General features: G+C 64.2%; 18 protein-coding genes. 11 read left to right on the top strand and 7 right to left on the bottom strand.

Going from position 1 to position 18,562, the window contains the following annotated elements:
• Window positions 1-3: 3 nt before the first annotated feature.
• A complete protein-coding gene (fnrL, locus tag ACZ7GB_RS07370; protein ID WP_078541984.1) occupies window positions 4-750 on the bottom strand; it encodes a transcriptional regulator FnrL in 747 nt (248 codons plus the stop codon).
• Between the two features lie 60 nt (window positions 751-810).
• Here fnrL and hemN point away from each other — a divergent pair, with 60 nt between their 5' ends.
• From hemN to ACZ7GB_RS07345, 5 genes are all read left to right on the top strand, one after another.
• Window positions 811-2,166 carry an oxygen-independent coproporphyrinogen III oxidase gene (hemN, locus tag ACZ7GB_RS07365; protein WP_078548278.1) on the top strand — a complete coding sequence of 452 codons (1,356 nt, stop codon included), beginning with the start codon at window positions 811-813 and terminating at the stop codon, window positions 2,164-2,166.
• Between the two features lie 95 nt (window positions 2,167-2,261).
• Window positions 2,262-2,435: a DUF2256 domain-containing protein gene (locus tag ACZ7GB_RS07360; RefSeq protein ID WP_253732390.1), complete on the top strand. Its 174-nt coding sequence runs from the start codon at window positions 2,262-2,264 to the stop codon at window positions 2,433-2,435.
• 31 nt (window positions 2,436-2,466) lie between these two features.
• Window positions 2,467-3,096, top strand: coding sequence for an acrylate utilization transcriptional regulator AcuR (acuR, locus tag ACZ7GB_RS07355; protein ID WP_472158118.1), 630 nt, complete (start codon window positions 2,467-2,469; stop codon window positions 3,094-3,096).
• Between the two features lie 11 nt (window positions 3,097-3,107).
• Window positions 3,108-4,100 (top strand): acrylyl-CoA reductase (NADPH), encoded by a 993-nt coding sequence (acuI, locus tag ACZ7GB_RS07350; RefSeq protein ID WP_472158117.1) that lies wholly within the window; start codon window positions 3,108-3,110, stop codon window positions 4,098-4,100.
• Window positions 4,101-4,112: 12 nt separating this feature from the next.
• Complete coding sequence (locus ACZ7GB_RS07345; RefSeq protein WP_472158116.1) at window positions 4,113-4,862, top strand: sulfite exporter TauE/SafE family protein; 750 nt, start codon at window positions 4,113-4,115, stop codon at window positions 4,860-4,862.
• Here the strand turns inward: ACZ7GB_RS07345 and ACZ7GB_RS07340 are convergent.
• Window positions 4,859-5,836 carry a helix-turn-helix transcriptional regulator gene (locus ACZ7GB_RS07340; RefSeq protein WP_472158115.1) on the bottom strand — a complete coding sequence of 326 codons (978 nt, stop codon included), beginning with the start codon at window positions 5,834-5,836 and terminating at the stop codon, window positions 4,859-4,861. The two genes, ACZ7GB_RS07345 and ACZ7GB_RS07340, sit on opposite strands and share 4 nt — an antisense overlap.
• An 83-nt stretch (window positions 5,837-5,919) precedes the next feature.
• Here ACZ7GB_RS07340 and cysD point away from each other — a divergent pair, with 83 nt between their 5' ends.
• From cysD to argE, 4 genes are all read left to right on the top strand, one after another.
• Window positions 5,920-6,855 (top strand): sulfate adenylyltransferase subunit CysD, encoded by a 936-nt coding sequence (cysD, locus tag ACZ7GB_RS07335; RefSeq protein ID WP_256365665.1) that lies wholly within the window; start codon window positions 5,920-5,922, stop codon window positions 6,853-6,855.
• A 58-nt stretch (window positions 6,856-6,913) separates the two neighbouring features.
• On the top strand, window positions 6,914-8,821 hold the full coding sequence (cysN, locus tag ACZ7GB_RS07330; RefSeq protein ID WP_078600135.1) for a sulfate adenylyltransferase subunit CysN: 1,908 nt from the start codon (window positions 6,914-6,916) through the stop codon (window positions 8,819-8,821).
• Between the two features lie 134 nt (window positions 8,822-8,955).
• Window positions 8,956-10,140 carry a M24 family metallopeptidase gene (locus ACZ7GB_RS07325; RefSeq protein ID WP_078520418.1) on the top strand — a complete coding sequence of 395 codons (1,185 nt, stop codon included), beginning with the start codon at window positions 8,956-8,958 and terminating at the stop codon, window positions 10,138-10,140.
• Window positions 10,141-10,144: 4 nt separating this feature from the next.
• Complete coding sequence (gene argE, locus ACZ7GB_RS07320) at window positions 10,145-11,299, top strand: acetylornithine deacetylase (RefSeq protein WP_472158114.1); 1,155 nt, start codon at window positions 10,145-10,147, stop codon at window positions 11,297-11,299.
• Window positions 11,300-11,305: 6 nt separating this feature from the next.
• On the opposite strand, the gene bhcA is transcribed toward argE, so the two are convergent.
• Window positions 11,306-12,499 carry an L-aspartate--glyoxylate aminotransferase BhcA gene (bhcA, locus tag ACZ7GB_RS07315; protein WP_472158113.1) on the bottom strand — a complete coding sequence of 398 codons (1,194 nt, stop codon included), beginning with the start codon at window positions 12,497-12,499 and terminating at the stop codon, window positions 11,306-11,308.
• Between the two features lie 196 nt (window positions 12,500-12,695).
• Between bhcA and bhcR the strand changes: the two genes are divergently transcribed.
• Window positions 12,696-13,496 carry an HTH-type transcriptional regulator BhcR gene (gene bhcR, locus ACZ7GB_RS07310; RefSeq protein WP_472158112.1) on the top strand — a complete coding sequence of 267 codons (801 nt, stop codon included), beginning with the start codon at window positions 12,696-12,698 and terminating at the stop codon, window positions 13,494-13,496.
• Here the strand turns inward: bhcR and ACZ7GB_RS07305 are convergent.
• The 4 genes from ACZ7GB_RS07305 to ugpB form a co-directional block, all read right to left on the bottom strand.
• Window positions 13,493-14,545 (bottom strand): ABC transporter ATP-binding protein, encoded by a 1,053-nt coding sequence (locus ACZ7GB_RS07305; protein ID WP_152843736.1) that lies wholly within the window; start codon window positions 14,543-14,545, stop codon window positions 13,493-13,495. The two genes, bhcR and ACZ7GB_RS07305, sit on opposite strands and share 4 nt — an antisense overlap.
• A gap of 9 nt (window positions 14,546-14,554) precedes the next feature.
• Window positions 14,555-15,391: a sn-glycerol-3-phosphate ABC transporter permease UgpE gene (ugpE, locus tag ACZ7GB_RS07300; RefSeq protein ID WP_078601076.1), complete on the bottom strand. Its 837-nt coding sequence runs from the start codon at window positions 15,389-15,391 to the stop codon at window positions 14,555-14,557.
• A 32-nt stretch (window positions 15,392-15,423) separates the two neighbouring features.
• Window positions 15,424-16,305 (bottom strand): sn-glycerol-3-phosphate ABC transporter permease UgpA, encoded by an 882-nt coding sequence (gene ugpA / locus ACZ7GB_RS07295; RefSeq protein WP_078520423.1) that lies wholly within the window; start codon window positions 16,303-16,305, stop codon window positions 15,424-15,426.
• 68 nt (window positions 16,306-16,373) lie between these two features.
• Window positions 16,374-17,687: a sn-glycerol-3-phosphate ABC transporter substrate-binding protein UgpB gene (gene ugpB / locus ACZ7GB_RS07290; protein WP_472158111.1), complete on the bottom strand. Its 1,314-nt coding sequence runs from the start codon at window positions 17,685-17,687 to the stop codon at window positions 16,374-16,376.
• A gap of 362 nt (window positions 17,688-18,049) precedes the next feature.
• Between ugpB and ACZ7GB_RS07285 the strand changes: the two genes are divergently transcribed.
• Window positions 18,050-18,553 carry a hypothetical protein gene (locus tag ACZ7GB_RS07285; RefSeq protein WP_210402316.1) on the top strand — a complete coding sequence of 168 codons (504 nt, stop codon included), beginning with the start codon at window positions 18,050-18,052 and terminating at the stop codon, window positions 18,551-18,553.
• The last annotated feature ends 9 nt before the right edge of the window (window positions 18,554-18,562 follow it).

Raw genomic sequence — 18,562 nt, 5'->3', positions numbered from 1 at the left:
TGCTCAGATGAGGAAACCGCCGTCGCTGTCATCACCCGCTTCCAGCAGCAGCCGATCCATATCCGGCACGGTGACATGGCGCTTGCCCTGCAGTTCGATCACGCCGTCGCGTTTGAGCGCGGACATCTGACGGCTCACCGTCTCGAGCGTCAGCCCGAGGTAATCGGCCATCGCCTCGCGCGTCAGCGGCAGATCGAACACCATTTGCCGGGCGCTGGGGCTCATGTTGATCGACGCATCGCGCCGCGCCACGATCGACAGCAGCGAGGCGATCTTCTCGCGCGCGGTCTTGCGGCCCAGAAGCAGCATCCATTCGCGCGCCGCGTCCAGTTCGTCGAGGGTCATCTGCAACAGACGCTGCGCGATATGGGGCGTGCGCTCCATCATCTCCTCGAAAGGCTTGCGGCGGAAGCAGCACATCAGAATGTCGGTGGTCGCGGTCACGTTATATGCGGCGCGGTTGCGCCCGGGACGGCCCACGAAATCCGACGGCAGCAAAAGGCCAACCATCTGAGTGCGCCCATCCTCGAGCGTTTGCGTCAATGTCGCGATGCCCGAGACGACCGAGGCCACGAAATCCATCTGGTCGCCGGCCCAGATAATCGTCTGGCCTGCCTCGAAACTTCGGTAATATTTGATCTTCTCAAGCTGTTCGAGCTCGTCTGCATCGCATCGTGCGCACACAGCGCGATGTTGGATCGGGCAGTCTCCGCAGGCGAGCGAAGCAGGCTGAACGTCATCATGTGCCATGTGGATATTGCTTGATCTGGGTCAAATTCTGTTGCGCGTCTTACATCTAAAGATACGCCTATGGAACAGGAATCGCAACTGACCCGGCTCGGGCTCTTCGACGCACGGGTGCCCCGCTACACAAGCTACCCCACCGCCCCCCATTTCGCGGGCGATGTCGGGCCGATGGAATTCGCGCACTGGATCGAAGCGATCCCCGAAGGTGCGTCGATCTCCCTTTATATGCACGTGCCGTTTTGCCGACGGCTGTGCTGGTTCTGCGCCTGCCGAACGCAAGGCACGCAAAGCGAAGAACCGGTGCGCGCCTATGCCGAAACGCTGCTGGCCGAACTGCGCCTTTTCAAGGAGCGGTTGGCGCCCGGCGTCACGCTGTCGCGACTGCATTGGGGCGGCGGCACGCCGACGCTGATGCCCGCCGAGATGATGCGCCGCCTCGCCGATGCGGTCTTCGATGCGGTGCCGATGGGCGAAGGTGCGGAATTCTCGGTCGAGATCGACCCGAATGAGATCGACGCCGAGCGCATCGACGCGCTGGTCGAATCCGGAATGAACCGCGCCTCGATCGGGGTGCAGGATTTCGACCCGCAAATCCAAGGCGTTATCGGGCGCGATCAGAGCTACGAGATCACCAAGGCCGCGGTCGACATGATTCGCGAACGCGATGTCGCGAGCCTGAACGCCGATATCCTCTATGGGCTGCCGCACCAGACGCCGACGAAGATCGCGGACTCGGTGCAGAAGCTGCTGTCTCTCGGCCCCGACCGGGTGGCGCTTTACGGCTACGCGCATGTGCCGTGGATGGCGCGCCGCCAGACCATGATCCCCTCGGATCACCTGCCCACCCCGCAGGAACGCCTGAAGCTGTTCGAAGTGGCGCGCGAATTGTTCGTGGCCGACGGCTATGACGAAATCGGCATCGACCATTTCGCCCTCCCGACGGACGGCCTCTCGATCGCGCAAAGGGCCGGCAAGCTGCGGCGCAATTTCCAGGGATATACCGACGATCAGGCCGAAGCGCTGGTCGGGCTCGGCGCCTCGTCGATCTCGCGTTTCCCGCAGGGCTATGCACAGAACGCGCCCGCCACCTCGGCCCATACGGCGGCGATCCGGGCGGATCGGTTCTCGACCTCGCGCGGGCACCGCTTCACTGCGGATGACAAGATGCGCGCGCGTCTGATCGAGGCGCTGATGTGCGATTTCGAAGTGAGCGCAGCGGAACTGGTGCAGGACTTCGGCGCCGATCCGGAAGAGCTGTCCGCGCTGTTCGCCACCTGCGCCGAGCATTTCGGCGACATGGTTCAGGTGAGCGCGGAGGGGCTGCGCATTCCGGTCAAGGCCCGCCCGTTGACCCGGATGATTGCGCGCCATTTCGATGCCTATGATCTGTCGAAAGCCGGGCACAGCTCGGCGATCTGATCGAAGGGAAGAGGGACGGGAGAGGGGTCGCCGCGCGCGGCCCCTTTTCTTTTGCGCGGGTCATCCGGCGACGCCCCGGCCGCGTATCGCCCTGCATGAAGATGCGCCGCAAATCCGATCTGCCGACGAAGCTCTGTGCCAACTGTGGCCGCCCCTTCGCGTGGCGCAAGAAATGGGCCCGGGATTGGGAGAGCGTGCGCTACTGCTCAGAGCGCTGCCGCAGGTCGGTGACCCCCGGCGCGGCGCAGCGTGAAAATCGCGGCAATTGATTTATCATACCGCATGGTATATTAATTCCGCATGACCGCTACGCCAGCCCCATCGCGCCGTGGCCGCCCGCGCCGCAAACCGGAGGATCAGGACGCCCGAAAGGCGCTGATTCAAGCGGGGTTGGCGCAACTGACCGAGCGCGGCTACGCGAGCGTCGCCCTCGACGAGATCACCGCCGCCGCCGGTGTGACCAAGGGCAGTTTCTACCATTACTTCCCGACGAAAGCGGCCTTTGGCGCGGCCCTGATCGACGCCTATGGCAGCTATTTCGAAGACAAGCTCCGCCGCGCCTTCGACCGCGCGGACCTTACCCCCCTCGCCCGGCTCACCGCCTTCACCGAAGAGGCCGAGGCGGGCATGGCGCGGTTCGATTTTCGCCGCGGCTGCCTGATCGGCAATCTCGGTCAGGAGATGGGCAGCCTGCCCGAGGAGTTCCGCACCCGCCTGATCGCGGTCTTCGAGCGCTGGCAAAGCCTCACCGCGACCTGCCTTCGCGCTGCGCAAGCGGCGGGCGAGATCGGCCCCGATCATGACCCCGACGCCCTCGCAGAGCTGTTCTGGACCGGTTGGGAAGGCGCGGTCCTGCGCACCAAACTTCAACGCAACCCCGAGCCGCTGCGCCGTTTCACAGACGGCTTCCTGCGGCTCGCCCGAAGCTGAAAGGATACCCCATGGTCAAAGCCATTCTGATCGAGAAACCCGAAGAGACCCAGAGCGCCGCGCTCAAGGAAATCGACCTGCCCGATCTGGCTGAGGGCGAGGTGGCCGTCGACGTCGCCTACTCGACGCTGAACTACAAGGACGCGCTGGCGATCACCGGCGCGGGCCCCGTGGTGCGCAGCTTCCCGATGGTGCCCGGCATCGACTGCTCGGGCATCGTGGCCGACAGCAAGCATCCCGATTTCGCCAAGGGCGATCGGGTCGTGCTCAACGGCTGGGGCGTGGGCGAGAAACACTGGGGCGGGCTGGCCGAGCGCGCCCATCTGAAAGGCGACTGGTTGGTGAAACTGCCCGACGGAATCTCCTTGCGTCAGGCGATGGCGATCGGCACCGCGGGCTACACGGCGATGCTCTGCGTAATGGCGCTCGAGGCGCATGACGTGACGCCCGAGAGCGGCGAAGTCGTCGTGACCGGCGCGACCGGCGGCGTGGGCAGCGTGGCGACCGCGCTTCTAGGCAAGCTGGGCTACACCGTCGCCGCCGTCACCGGACGCCCCGAAGAGGAAGACTATCTCAAGGGCCTCGGTGCATCGTCGATCGTTCCGCGCGAGGATGTCTCTGGCAAACCGCGCCCGCTGAACAAGGAACGCTGGGCCGGGGCTGTCGATGTGGTCGGCGGCGAGGTGCTCGCCAATGTCCTGTCGATGATGACCTATCGCGGCACCGTCGCGGCCTGCGGTCTGGCGGGCTCGATGAACCTGCCGACATCCGTGGCCCCTTTCATCCTGCGCGGCGTGACGCTCGCAGGCGTCGACAGCGTGATGTGCCCGATCGAGGACCGCGTCGAGGCATGGCGTCGCCTGGCCGCCGATCTCGACATGGACAAGCTCGCCGCGATGGAGACCGAAGTCGCACTGGAAGACGTGATTGCAACCGCGCCGAAATTCCTCGAAGGAAAGATCCGCGGGCGGATCGTCGTTCCGGTCGCACCTGACCTTGGCTGATTACGGTAGATAATGCTGTCTTTTCTGATCCTCGCGCTCGCCGGTCTCGCGGCGGGCGCTTTGAATGCGGTCGCGGGCGGCGGGACCTTCCTGTCCTTCCCCGCGCTAGTCTGGACCGGCGTGCCGCCGATCACCGCGAATGCGACCGCGACGCTGGCCGCCCTGCCCGGCTATCTGTCGAGCGCATGGGCCTTCCGCCATGAGCTGCGCCACAAGGGCCCGATGGCGCTGCGCACGATCCTGATCGCGGCCGTCGCCGGCGGTTTTCTCGGTGCGCTGCTGCTGCTGATCACCCCCGAGAAACTGTTCGCCGGCGTGGTCCCGTGGCTGTTGCTGCTGGCGACGGCGGCCTTCGCTTTCGGACCGTTCCTGCTGAAAGCGCTCCAGCGTTCGGGCCGCACGATGGGCGCGGTTTCGGCCTTTGCTCTGCTGATGGCCGTGACAATCTACGGCGGCTATTTCAACGGCGGCCTCGGGATCATGCTGCTCGCCGCCCTCGGCCTGATCGGCTTCACCGATCTGCACGCTATGAACGGGTTGAAGAACCTCGTCTCGGCGGTGCTGTCGCTGGTCTCGGTCGTGACCTATGCGGTGGCCGGGCTGATCGACTGGCAAGCGGTCGTGGTGCTGGGCATCGCGAGCGCGGTGGGCGGCTATCTGGGCGCGCATCTGTCGAAGCGGATCACCAACATGGCGCTGCTGCGCGGCTTCATCATCGCAGTCGGGCTGGTGATGGCGGCGGTCTTCTTCGCGCGCGGCTAACCCAGCCAGAGCGCCGAGCCGAACATCTTGCGCAACAGTCCCGTCTGGCCGCTGACCCCAGCGCGGGCGTAGATCTGCTTCGAGGTCGAGCGCGCGGTCTCCAGCGTCCAGCCCAGCCGCTCGGCCGCGTCGCGCAGGCTCGCCCCATCGCACAGAAGCGCCGCTAGCCGCGCCTCGGACCGGTTGAGATCGAGCGCGCCGGCGATCCGCGCGACTGGCAAAGCTTCGGCCCGCGGCATCTCACGCAGATGACCGATCAGCGCGGGACTGCCCCGCCATTGTCCCGGCGCAAGACGGAGAACACCCCGGCCCTCAGGTCCCAGTGGAATCGGCCGGACGACCTCCCGCCCCTCTCCGAGTGCAGCAAGGTTCTGACGAAAGCGCAGCGCAGCGTCGGGATCGGCGAATTCCGGGCGTGCGCCCATGCGCAGCCGCAACCAGCCTTGCGCATCGAACTCCGCCGCCACGCGCGGGTCGAATGCGAGCACCGTGCCCGCAGGCGTCAGCACCACCCAGCCAGCGCCGAGCGCTTCGGCAGCCTCAGTATCACGCGCAGCACGGGCTCGCTCGCCACCGAGCGCCTCGCGGATCATCATTGCCTGCCCCAGATGCGGCGCGAGTGTCGAGAGCGCCAGCGCCTCGGCCGCGCGGAAATCCCGATGCGGACGCGCGATCATCAACACAGTTTGACCCGCCGCCCCCGCCGCAACTTTCAGCGCGCGGAGCGGCCCGGGCCATTCGACCTCGCCCGGCAGATCGATCTGCGAATAGACGCGGTCCAGACGCATCGGGTGCAGGCGCGCAGCATCGGGCAAAGCGATCCTGCCGACCTGCCAGCCTGCGCCCTCCCCCTCATTCGCGAGAATCTGCACCGCCGCGCCCTCGGCATGGGCAGCCTCGCAAAGCCGCTCGAGAAAGCGCACCCAGCCAGCTTTCCCCGCCTCACTCGACGCCGCGAAGAGCGCGTTGATCAACAGTGTGTTCTCGGACTGACCCAACATAAGCCGTATTTACCCCCCATTTGGGGGGTTATCCAGCAAAACCCGACGCCTATATCTTGGAAAACCGCGTTCAGACAGAGACCTCCCTCATGAACAAGACCCTGACTCACCTGCAGCGGCTCGAAGCCGAGAGCATTCACATCCTGCGCGAAGTCGTGGCCGAAGCCGATAATCCGGTCATGCTCTATTCCGTCGGCAAGGACAGCGCGGTGATGCTCCATCTCGCGAAAAAAGCCTTCTACCCGTCGCCGCCGCCCTTCCCGCTGATGCATGTCGACACGACGTGGAAATTCCAGGCGATGTACAACCTGCGCGACAAGGCCGCGAAGGATGCGGGGATGGAACTGATCGTGCACCAGAACCCCGAGGCGAAGGCCAAGGGGATCAACCCGTTCGATCACGGCTCGCTGCATACCGACATGTGGAAGACCGAAGGGCTGAAACAGGCGCTGGACAAGCACGGCTTCGACGTGGCCTTCGGCGGTGCGCGCCGCGACGAGGAGAAATCCCGCGCGAAGGAACGCGTCTTCTCGTTCCGCTCGGCCAATCACCGCTGGGATCCGAAGAACCAGCGCCCGGAACTCTGGCGCCTCTACAACGCCAAGAAGGCCAAGGGCGAGAGCGTCCGCGTCTTCCCGATCTCGAACTGGACCGAGCTGGACATCTGGCAATACATCCACCTCGAAGGGATCGAGATCGTCCCGCTCTATTTCTCGGCCCCGCGCCCGACGGTGGAACGCGACGGGCTGATCCTGATGGTCGATGACGACCGCTTCCCGCTGCGCGACGGCGAGGAGCCGAAGATGCGCTCGGTGCGCTTCCGCACGCTGGGCTGCTACCCGCTGACCGGCGCCGTCGAGAGCGAGGCACAGACCCTTCCGGAAGTCATTCAGGAAATGCTGCTGACCACCACCTCCGAGCGTCAGGGCCGCGCGATCGACCACGATCAGAGCGCCTCGATGGAGAAGAAAAAGCAGGAAGGCTACTTCTGAGCCTTCCTCTCCCGAGCCGCACGCGCGCATTCATTTCCACCCTATCAGGTGAGCCGACATGACGACCAATGATCCGATCTACAAGACCGACGCGCTGATTGCGCAGGATATCGACGCCTATCTCGAGGCGCATCAACACAAGACCATGCTGCGCTTCATCACCTGCGGCTCGGTCGATGACGGGAAATCGACGCTGATCGGGCGGCTGCTCTATGACAGCAAGATGATTTTCGAGGATCAGCTGGCAGCCCTTGAAGCCGACTCGAAGCGCGTCGGCACCCAGGGCCAGGAGATCGACTTCGCGCTGCTGGTCGACGGTCTCGCCGCCGAGCGCGAACAGGGCATCACCATCGACGTGGCCTATCGCTTCTTCGCAACCGAGAAGCGCAAGTTCATCGTCGCCGACACGCCCGGCCACGAGCAATATACCCGCAACATGGTCACCGGCGCCTCGACCGCCGATCTGGCCGTGATCCTGATCGACGCGCGCAAAGGCGTGCTGACCCAGACGCGCCGCCACTCCTATCTCGTCCACCAGCTTGGCATCCGCCATATCGTGCTGGCCGTGAACAAGATGGATCTGGTGGACTACGATCAGGCGACCTTCGACGAGATCGTGGCCGATTACAAAACCTTCGCCGACAGCATCGGCATCGAAGGCTTCACCCCGATACCGATCTCGGGCTTCAAGGGCGACAACATCACCGGCCCGAGCGAGAACACCCCTTGGTACAAAGGCCCCTCGCTGCTGCCCTATCTCGAAGCGGTCGAGGTGGACGTGACCTCCGATCAGGAGCGCCCCTTCCGCATGCCGGTGCAATGGGTGAACCGCCCGAACCTCGATTTCCGTGGCTTCTCGGGGCTGGTGGCCTCGGGCACCGTGAAACCGGGCGACGAGGTGCGCGTGCTGCCCTCGGGCAAGACCTCGAAAGTCGCGCGGATCGTCAGCCTTGAGGGCGACCGCGACATGGCGGTGGCGGGCGAATCCACGACGATCACGCTCGCCGACGAGATCGACTGTTCGCGCGGTCAGGTCATCGTCGCCGCGAAAGAGCCGCTGGAGGTCGCCGATCAGTTCGAATCCACGCTCGTCTGGATGGACGAGACCGAATTGGTGCCGGGCCGCGCCTATTGGCTGAAAATCGGCACGCAGACTGTCTCGGCGACCGTCCACGAGCCGAAATACGAGGTGAACGTCAACACGCAGGAGCATCTGGCGACGAAGACGCTGGACCTGAACGCGATCGGCGTGGCCAATATCACCACCGACCGCGAGATCCCCTTCGCGCCCTATGGCGAGAACCGCGATCTGGGCGGGTTCATCCTGATCGACAAGATGACCAACCAGACGGCGGCTGCGGGGATGATCAACTTCGCGCTGCGCCGGGCTCAGAATATCCACTGGCAGGCGACCGATATCGGGCGCGAGCATCATGCCAACATGAAGCACCAGAAACCCGCCGTGGTCTGGCTCACGGGTCTCTCGGGCTCGGGCAAATCCACGATCGCCAATATCGTCGAGAAGAAACTGGCGCGGATGAACCGCCACACCTTCCTGCTCGACGGCGACAACGTGCGTCATGGCCTGAACAAGGATCTGGGCTTCACCGAGGCCGACCGCGTGGAGAACATCCGCCGCGTCGGCGAGGTCGCGAAGCTGATGACCGATGCGGGCCTGATCGTGGTCACGGCCTTCATCTCGCCCTTCCGCTCCGAGCGCGACATGGTCCGCGCGATGATGCAGCCGGGCGAATTCCTCGAAGTCTTCGTGGATACGCCGCTGGAAGTGGCCGAGGCCCGCGACGTGAAAGGGCTTTATGCCAAGGCACGCGCCGGTCAGCTGAAAAACTTCACCGGCATCGACTCGCCCTACGAGGCGCCCGAGAATGCCGAGATGCGGATCGACACCACCGCGATCAGCCCCGAGGAAGCGGCCGATCTGATCATCGAGCGGCTCATTCCGTAAGCGGTTACATCCGCTGCCCCAAGTCACGCGATCGTGCGGCCCTCCCGGGGGTCGCACGTTTTCGTTTTGGCCTTGACCTCGCTCGGGGGCGCGCCCCAACCTGCGCGAAATACCGCCAGCAGAAAGAAGCCCGAATGCCGATCGAAAACGTGCACTTCAGCGAACTCGAATACTCCCGCCGGATCGCGCTCGTGCGCGCGGCGATGGCGCAACGCGAGATCGACATTCTCTTCATCACCAACCCCTCGAACCAGTTCTGGCTGACGGGCTATGACGGCTGGTCCTTCTACACCCATCAGGGGGTGATCCTGCCGATGGAAGGCGCGCCCTACTGGTGGGGTCGCTTCATGGATGCCAATGGCGCGCGCCGCACCGTCTGGATGGAGGAGGAAAACATCCTCCACTACAACGACGCGATGGTGCAATCCGACATCATGCACCCGATGGAAGACCTCGCCTCGCACCTGCGGATCATGGGCTACGGCAAGGCCCGGATCGGTGTCGAGATGGAGACCTATTTCTACACCGCGAAGGCCCATGCGGTCCTTTATGAAGGGCTGCCCGAGGCCACGCTGCTCGACGCGTCGGTGCTGGTGAACTGGCAGCGCCTGATCAAATCCGACGAGGAGTTGCGCTTCATGCGCCGCGCCGCGCGGATTTCCGAACTGGTGATCGAACGCGCGATGGAGCTGGCTGAACCGGGGCTGCGCAAGCACGATCTGGTGGGCGAACTCTACCGCACCGCCGTGCAGGGCGAGGAAGACAGCTGGGGCGATTACCCGGCCATCGTGCCGATGCTGCCTTCGGGCCCCGACGCCTCCGCCCCGCACCTGACATGGAACGGCGAGGCACTGAAGGCGGGCGAGGCAACCTTTGTCGAACAGTCGGGCTGCTACCGCCGCTATCACGCGCCGCTGTGCCGCACCGTGTTTCTCGGCAAGCCGCCGCAACACATGATCGACGCGTCCGAGGCCCTGACCGAGGGGCTGAACGCAGGGATCGAGGTCGCCCGCGCCGGCAACCGCGCCTGCGACATCGCGCGCGCGCTGAATGTCGAGCTTGCGAAGGTCGGCATCGAACGGCCCAACCGCGCGGGCTACGCGGTGGGCTGCTCCTACCCGCCGGATTGGGGCGAGCACACCGTCTCGATCCGCGACACCGACGAGACGATCCTTGAACCCGGCATGACCTTCCACTTCATGCCCGGCCTCTGGATGGATCATTGGGGGATGGAGACGACGGAGACCATCGTGATCACCGAGGACGGCCCCGCCCTGCCCCTGTGCAACGTCGAGCGCAAACTGTTCATCAAGGACTGACCCCATGCGGATCGACACCACCCGCGCGATCCTCTCGGACCTGATCGCCTACCCGACGATTTCGACCGACAGCAACCTGCCGATCATCCATTACATCGCGGACCGGCTGGAAACCGTCGGCGCGGCGGTGGAAGTGATGGTCGATGAGAGCGGCCACAAGGCGAACCTCTTCGCGACACTGGGCGCGCCGCGCGACGGCGGGCTCGTGCTGTCGGGCCATTCGGATGTGGTGCCGGTCACCGATCAGGACTGGACCAGCGATCCCTTCACCATGACCGAGCGCAACGGCAAGCTCTACGGGCGCGGCGCCTGCGACATGAAAGGGTTCATCGCGGCCTGTCTCGGCTCGCTCGACCTCTTGGCCGAGGCCGCGAAATCCCGCCCGATCCATTTCGCCTTCACCCATGACGAGGAGGTCGGCTGTCTGGGCGCGCAGGAACTGGTGAAGCTGCTCGCGAAACGCCCGGTCAAACCCGGGCTTTGCATCATCGGCGAGCCGACCTCGATGCAGGTCTTCGACGGCAACAAGGGCTGCTGCGAATATACCGTGCGTTTCGAGGGTCTGCCGGGTCATAGCTCCGCCCCCGAGAAGGGCGTGAACGCGGTCGAATATGCGGTGCGCTACATCAACCGCCTCTTCGAGCTGCGCGCCGAACTGGTCAAACGCTGCCCCGAAGGTTCGCGCTTCGACCCGCCGCAGACGACGCTGAACGTGGGCGCGCTGAAGGGCGGCATTTCGCACAACGTGATCGCGCCCCGCGCCGAACTGGCCTGGGAGATGCGCCCGATCAACGCCACCGATATGGAGTTCGTCAAAGGCGAGATCGCGAGCTACGTCGAAGACACGCTGCTGCCCGAGATGCGCGCGATCGCCCCTGAGGCCGGGATCGCTACCGAGACCATCGGCGAGGTCGTCGGGCTCGAGCCGATGGACGACAATGCCGCGCGCGATCTGGTTTTCGCTCTGACAGGGCAGAACCACGCAGGTTGCGTCGCCTTCAACACCGAGGCCGGGCTGTTCCAGTCGCTCGGGATGGATGCGGTGATCTGCGGGCCCGGCTCGATCGAGCAGGCCCACAAGGCCGACGAATTCGTCTCGCTCGAGCAGATGGATCAGGCGCTGACGATGCTGGGAAGGCTCGCCAGCGCCCGAACCTGACCGCTCTTACGCGGCGGCTTTTCGCACAGGGGTGGCGGCGGTCTCGCGGAAATGCGCCTGGGCTGCGGCAACCCCGCTGCCCAGCTCCACCGGCAGGCCGAGATCGACCATCGCCATCTCGGCCGTGGCCAGCCCCGAGAGCGCCATCACATCGGTCATCAGGCCCAGATGCCCGATGCGGAACACCTTGCCCGCGACATCGCCCAGCCCGCCCCCGAAGGCCACGCCATAGGTATTCAGCCCCTGCGCCACGATCCGGCCGGCGTCGAACCCGTCGGGCGCACGCACCGCGCTGACGCTGTTGGAGTAGAGATCGGGCGAGACGGCGCAAAGCTCCATCCCCCAGGCCGCCACCGCGCGGCGTACGCCTTCCGCGATCCGGGCGTGACGGGCGAAGACATTGCCCAGCCCCTCTTCCAGCAGCATGTCGCAGGATGCTTTCAACCCGTTCAGCATCCCCACCGGCGGCGTGTAGGGGTAGCCGTTGGCCGCGTAGCCCGTGCGCATGTCGCGAATGTCGAAGAAGCAGCGCGGCAGCTTCGCGCCCTCGACCGCCTCCAGCGCCTTTTGCGAAAAGCCGGTGATGGCGAGGCCCGGCGGCAGCATGAAGCCCTTCTGGCTGCCGGTCACGGCCACGTCGACGCCCCAATCATCCATCCGAAACTCCATCGACCCGATCGAGCTGACGCCATCCACGAAGAACAGCGCCGGATGCCCCGCCGCATCCATCGCGCGCCGGATCCCCGCGACATCCGAGGTCACGCCGGTCGCGGTCTCGTTATGGGTGGCGAGCACCGCCTTGATCTGGTGGCCCGTGTCGGCGCCGAGGATGTCCGCGAAGCGCTCGACCGGGATGCCCGCGCCCCAGGCCACGCTGACCACCTCGACCTCCAGCCCGTAACGCTGGCACATGTCGATCCATTTATGGCTGAACATCCCGTTGCGGCAGGCCAGAACCTTGTCGCCGGGCGAGAGCGTATTGGTGATCGCGGTTTCCCAGCCGCCGGTGCCGGTCGCGGGGAAGACGAAGGCCTCGCCCGTGGTCGTCTTGAGCACCTTCTTCACGCCGTCCAGCGCCGGGTGGATGATATCGGCGAAACCGGGGCTACGATGATCCATCGTCGGGATATCGACGGCTTTGCGCAGCGCCTCGGGGATGTTGGTCGGGCCCGGAATGAAAACGGGATTGAGATGGATCATGACGCCTCCTCCATGTGTCGGAAGCGTTTCTACCATGGCGCGGCTAACGCAGAAATTTTTACGGATCGTGGGCGTTTGCACCGCGCCATCCAAGAATTCTCAGCAAATTCAGCGTTTTGAATTTTTCACGCAGTGAAATTAGATTTTGCTTTATACTGCGTTAGATATTTCTTTTTGCCACTCAGAGGTGCGCCCGATGACCATGCCCCGCCGGAAGGGCCGCCCGAAAGGCTTCAACACGGCCCCCGCGCAGGGCACGATCCTTGCGCTGGACCGGGCGCTCGACGTGCTGGACCTGCTGGCGCGTCATGGCGGGCTGTCGCTCAGCGCCATCGCCCGCGAGCTGGACCAGTCTCCGGCGACGATGCACCGGGTTCTGGCCACGTTGCATGCCCGCGATTTCGTGGAGCCCGAGGCGCAGGACTGGCATATCGGTCCGGCGGCCTTCCGCATCGGCTCGGCCTTCCTGCGACGCACCAATGTCTTCGAGCGTGCGCGGCCGCTAATGCAGGATCTGATGCGCGCGACCGGGGAGACCTCAAATCTGGGCGTCGAGCGGGCGGGTCAGGTTCTGTTCACCGGGCAGGTGGAGACGCATGATCCGATCCGGGCGTTCTTTCCGCCGGGCACGGTCGCACCGCTGCATGCGTCGGGCATCGGCAAGGCGCTTCTGAGCACCTATGCGCCGGACCGGCTCGACCAGTTCCTCGCGGAGTATGACTTCACGCGGTTCAATGACCGCACCATCGGCGATGCGCCGACGCTGCGTGCCGAACTGGCGCGGGTCACGGCGCAGGGCTACGCGGTGGACGATGAAGAACGCACGCTCGGCATGCGCTGCATCGCCGCGCCGATCTTCGACGCGCATGGCGACGCGGTGGCGGGGATTTCGGTCTCCGGCCCCGTGCAGCGGATTCCCGACAGTCGCCTGCCCGTACTCGGGCACGCGGTCGCTCAAGCGGCGAAAGCGATCAGCCACCGGATCGGCGCGGCTTAATTCAGCCGCTGACCGGTTTTCGGATCGAAGAGATGCAGGTCCTCGGCGTTCACCGAGAGCCGCACCTGCCCCACCGCCTGCTTCTCCATATGCACGCCCGGCAGCGCCGCGGTCATTGCCTCGCCGCGCCCTTCCAGCGTGCCGTGCAGGAGCGTATTCGCGCCCAGCGGCTCGGACAGGGTGACATTTAGCGTCAGCGGCCCGTTGTCATCGGGATGCAGGTGTTCGGGCCGGATCCCGAGGCTGACCGGGCGATCGGGCAGATCGGTCGGGCCGAGCGTGACATGGCCCAGCATCACCTGTCCGGCGCGCACCTCGGCATCGATGACATTCATCGACGGGCTGCCGATGAATTGCGCGGCGAAGATCGTCACGGGGCGCTCATAGACTTCGAGCGGCGTGCCGATCTGCTCGGCCACGCCGCCGTTCATCACGATCATCCGGTCAGCCATGGTCATCGCCTCGACCTGATCGTGGGTCACGTAGAGCGCGGTCACACCGAGCTTGCGCTGCAGCTCGCGGATTTCGACGCGCATCTGCACCCGCAGCTTTGCGTCGAGGTTGGACAGCGGCTCGTCGAACAGGAAGACCGACGGCTCGCGCACGATGGCGCGGCCCATCGCGACCCGCTGACGCTGCCCGCCGGACAGTTCGCGCGGCTTGCGCTCGAGATAGTCCGACAGCTGCAACAGCTTCGCAGCCTCATCGACGCGTCGCTTGATCTCGGGTTTCGCCATGCCCGCGATCTTCAGCCCGTAGCCCATGTTCTGGCGCACCGACATATGCGGGTAGAGCGCGTAGTTCTGGAACACCATCGCGATGTCGCGGTCCATCGGCTCGCGCTCGTTCACGCGGGCCTCGCCGATGCGGATCTCGCCCTCGGAGATGCTCTCCAGCCCCGCGACCATGCGCAGAAGCGTCGATTTCCCGCAGCCGGAAGGACCGACGATGACGATGAATTCGCCATCCTGGATGTCGATCGAGACCCCGTGCAGAACCTCGGTCTTGCCGAAACGTTTCTTGATATTTTCGAGTTCAACGGTCGCCATTGTCTGCCCTTATTTCTCGCTGTCCACGAGGCCGCGAATGAAGAGTTTCTGCATCGAGATCACCACGATCACCGGCGGGATCATCGCGAGGATCGAGGTCGCCATGATGACCGGCCAGTCGGCTATATCGTCGCCCGACGGGAACATCTGCTTGAGCCCCATGACGATGGTGTTCATCTCGGGATTGGTGGTGATGAGAAGCGGCCAGAGATACTGATTCCAGCCGTAGATGAAGAGGATCACGAAGAGCGCCGCGATATTCGTGCGGCTCATCGGCAGCAGGATATCGAAGAAGAAGCGCATCGGGCGCGCGCCATCGACGCGGGCGGCCTCGGCCAGCTCGTCCGGCACCGTCAGGAAGAACTGCCGGAACAGGAAGGTCGCCGTGGCCGACGCGATCAGCGGCAGGATCAGGCCGGAATAGCTGTTGAGCATCCCGAAGCCCGCGACCACCTCATAGGTCGGCACGATCCGCACCTCGACCGGCAGCATCAGCGTGATGAAGATCATCCAGAAGAAGAAGCGCCGCCCCGGAAAGCGGAAATAGACGATCGCGAAGGCCGACAAGAGCGAGATCGCGATCTTGCCGAGCGCGATCCCCAGCGCCATCACCAGCGAGTTCACCAGCATCGTCGCGACCGGAACATTCACCCCGGAGAACAGCGCATCCGAATAGTTCTGGATCAGGTGCGAGCCCGGCATCACCGGCATCGGCGCCTGCGCGATCTCCTGCTGGGTATGGGTCGAGGCCACGAAGGCCAGCCAGATCGGGAAGAAGATCACCAGCACGCCCGCGATCATCAGCACATGGGTCAGCCAAAGACCGGAGCCGCGCTTTTCCACCATGCCCGGGGGCGGTTCGTTGTGCATGTCAGCCATCAGTAATGCACCCGCTTCTCGACGAATTTGAATTGCAGCACCGTCAGGAAGCCCACGACCACCAGCAGTACCACGGATTGCGCGGCGGAGCTTCCAAGATCCTGACCGACGAACCCGTCGGCATAGACCTTGTAGACGAGGATCGTGGTGGCCTGTTGCGGCCCGCCGGAGGTGATCGTGTGGATCACGCCGAAGGTCTCGAAGAAGGCGTAGACGATGTTGACGACCAGCAGGAAGAAGGTCGTGGGCGACAGAAGCGGCAGCACGATCGTGAAGAAGCGCCGCCAGAACCGCGCCCCGTCGATCGCCGCCGCCTCGATCACCGATTTCGGCACCGCTTGCAGCGCCGCGAAATAGAACAGGAAGTTGTAGCTGATCCGGCCCCAGGCCGACGCCACGACGACAAGCCCCATCGCCTCATGCTCGTTGAGCACATGGTTCCAGTCGTAACCCATCTGGTTGAGATAGAAGGCGACCACACCGATCCGCGTGTTGAACATGAACAGCCACAGCACACCGGCCACCGCGGGCGCGACCGCATAGGGCCAGATTAGCAGCGTGCGATAGGTCCCCGCCCCTTTCACCAGCCGATCCGCCAGCACCGCGAGGAACAGCGCCGGGATCATCGAGACCAGTGTCACGAGGGTCGAGAACACCGCCGTCGTCACGAAGGACGCGCGGTAATAAGGGTCGTTGAACAGGTATTCGAAATTGCCGAGGCCCACATACTGCATCGACAGGCCGAACGGATCGGGGATGAACAGCGATTGCCACACCGCCTCGCCCGCCGGGTAGAAGAAGAACACGCCCGAGACGATCAACTGCGGCGCAAGCAGCAGCATCGGCAAGAGCCAGCCCTTGAAGGTTACGCGTTTTTCCATATCGGGATCGGGGCCTTCGAATAGAAATAGCCGCGGGCAGGTTTCCCCCGCCCGCGGCCGGATTTGGGTTAGCGGTTAGCTTGCTCGAAGCGGCGCAGCAGCTGGTTGCCACGCTCCACCGCGTTGTCGAGCGCGTCCTGAGCGGTCTTATCACCGGCCCAGACAGCTTCCAGTTCCTCGTCGATGATGCCGCGGATCTGGTCGAAGTTGCCCAGACGGATGCCCTTCGAGTTCTCGGTCGGCGCATTCGCGGTCATCTGCTTCACAGCCACATCGGTGCCGGGGTTCGCGTCATAGAAGCCCTGCTCGCGGGTCAGATCAGCCGCAGCCTTGGTGATCGGCAGATAGCCGGTGTCCTGGTGCCACTTCGCCTGCACTTCCGGCGAGGAGAGATAGCTCAGGAACTCGGCGACGCCCTTGTAATGGCTGTCATCCTTGCCCGACATCACCCAGAGCGAAGCGCCCCCGATGATGGTGTTCTGCGGCGCACCGTCCACGTCGCCCCAATAGGGCAGCGGGTGAACCTCGAAGTTGAACTTGGCTTCGGACTTGATGCCCGCGTAACCGGCCGAGCTCTCGGTGAAGAGCGCGCAGGTGCCGGCGCGGAAGTCCGCACCACCTTCGTTGCGGCGGCCCTTGTAGATGAACTCGCCCTTCTTGGCCCAGTCACCCAGCGTCTGGATATGCTTGACCTGAACGGGGCCGTTGAATTCCAGCTTCGCGTCGAGACCGGCGAAGCCGTTCTCTTGGCTAGCGAACGGGACGTTGTGATAGGCCGAGAGGTTCTCGAGTTGAATCCAGCTCTGCCACGCGGTGGTCATCGGGCAATCGACGCCCGAGGCCTTCAGCTGGTCGAGCACCTTGCCGACATCTTCCCAGGTGGTCAGCGGCGCATCCTTGGCCACGCCTGCCTCGTCGAGCATGTCGCGGTTGACCCAGAGAACCGGCGTCGAGGAGTTGAAGGGCAGCGACAGCATCTTGCCGTCGGTGGTGGTGTAGTAGCCCTTCACCGCGCCGATATAATCGTCGGGATTGAACTCGACGCCCGCGTCTTCCATCACCTGATAGACCGGCTTGATCGCGCCCTTGGCGGCCATCATCGTCGCCGTGCCGACCTCAAACACCATCAGGATGTCGGGCTGCTCACCGGCGCGGAACGCCGCAATCCCGGCGTTCAGCGTTTCCGAGTAGTTGCCCTTGTTGGTCGCCACGACCTCATACTGGTCCTGGCTGGCATTGAAGTCCTTGACCTGCTGATCGACGAGCTCGCCGAGACGGCCGGTAAAGGCGTGCCAGAACTGGATTTCCGTCGCTGCATTGGCCGTGAAGGGCGCAATGAGCGAGGCCGACGCAAGCGCCGCACCGAGTGCAAAATTCTTCATGTCTTCCTCCCATATGTAGCGGGATTCATTGTTGGATGGATCTGAGGCCCCAAGCGAAGCCTCCGCGCTACGCGGCGTAGTGTGCGGATGTAACAGGAACAAAACAAGAGAGTGATTTCGTTTTCGCTTTGACGCTCGGTCGCGTTACCCGATGCGGAGCCGCGCCTCCTCAATCCCTATTTTTTATAGGAATTTCGAAGTTTCTCGAAGTTAGGCCGATCCATTGCTCACGATTTTGTGAAGCGCATTTTTGCGCGCTTCGACCAAAACCGAACAAAAACCGACAGCTCCGCGCAACGCCCGAGCATGTTTCGCCTCGCCCCCGGCGGCGCTTTGCCGAATCCCTCCGATTTGCTAGCCTGTTGAAATGGTTCAACTCAGTTCGGATCATTGTCATGTTCGTTGCGTCGTATCAGTTTTCTGCCTTTCCGATCCTTGCCGTCGCAGGGATCGCCCTCGCATCGACTGGCGCCGCTTATGCCCAAAGCTCCGGTGAAGGTCCCGCCCTGCGATGGGATCAGGCCGAGTGCCTGCGCGATCATGCAACCGACTACCTCGAGCAACGGGCATTCCCGTCAATCCTCTTCGTGGGCTTCTGCAAAGACGGGGTTTTCGACCCCACTGCAGCGGAGATCGCACAGGGAACGAGCCGCAATTCCGCCATCGACTCCGAAGGGTTGCCGCGGTTGCAATCCGGCGCGGTCATCCCCGCCAATCCCAAAGCTGCAGTGCTCGTGTTGACCCGTGCGCAGCTCGAATGCCTGCGCGACAGTTTCGACAGCGTCGCGCGCAAGCAGGTCGCGAAGCTCGACGAGACGACCGAAATTCCGGTGGCCGAGCTTGATTTCTCGGGATGCCCACAGTGAGCGCGGGGC

This window comes from Thioclava sp. PTB-PU3-1 (assembly GCF_055666785.1).
The sequence above is the reverse complement of the archived record's forward strand: the minus strand, read 5'-3'. Positions and strand labels throughout refer to the sequence as shown.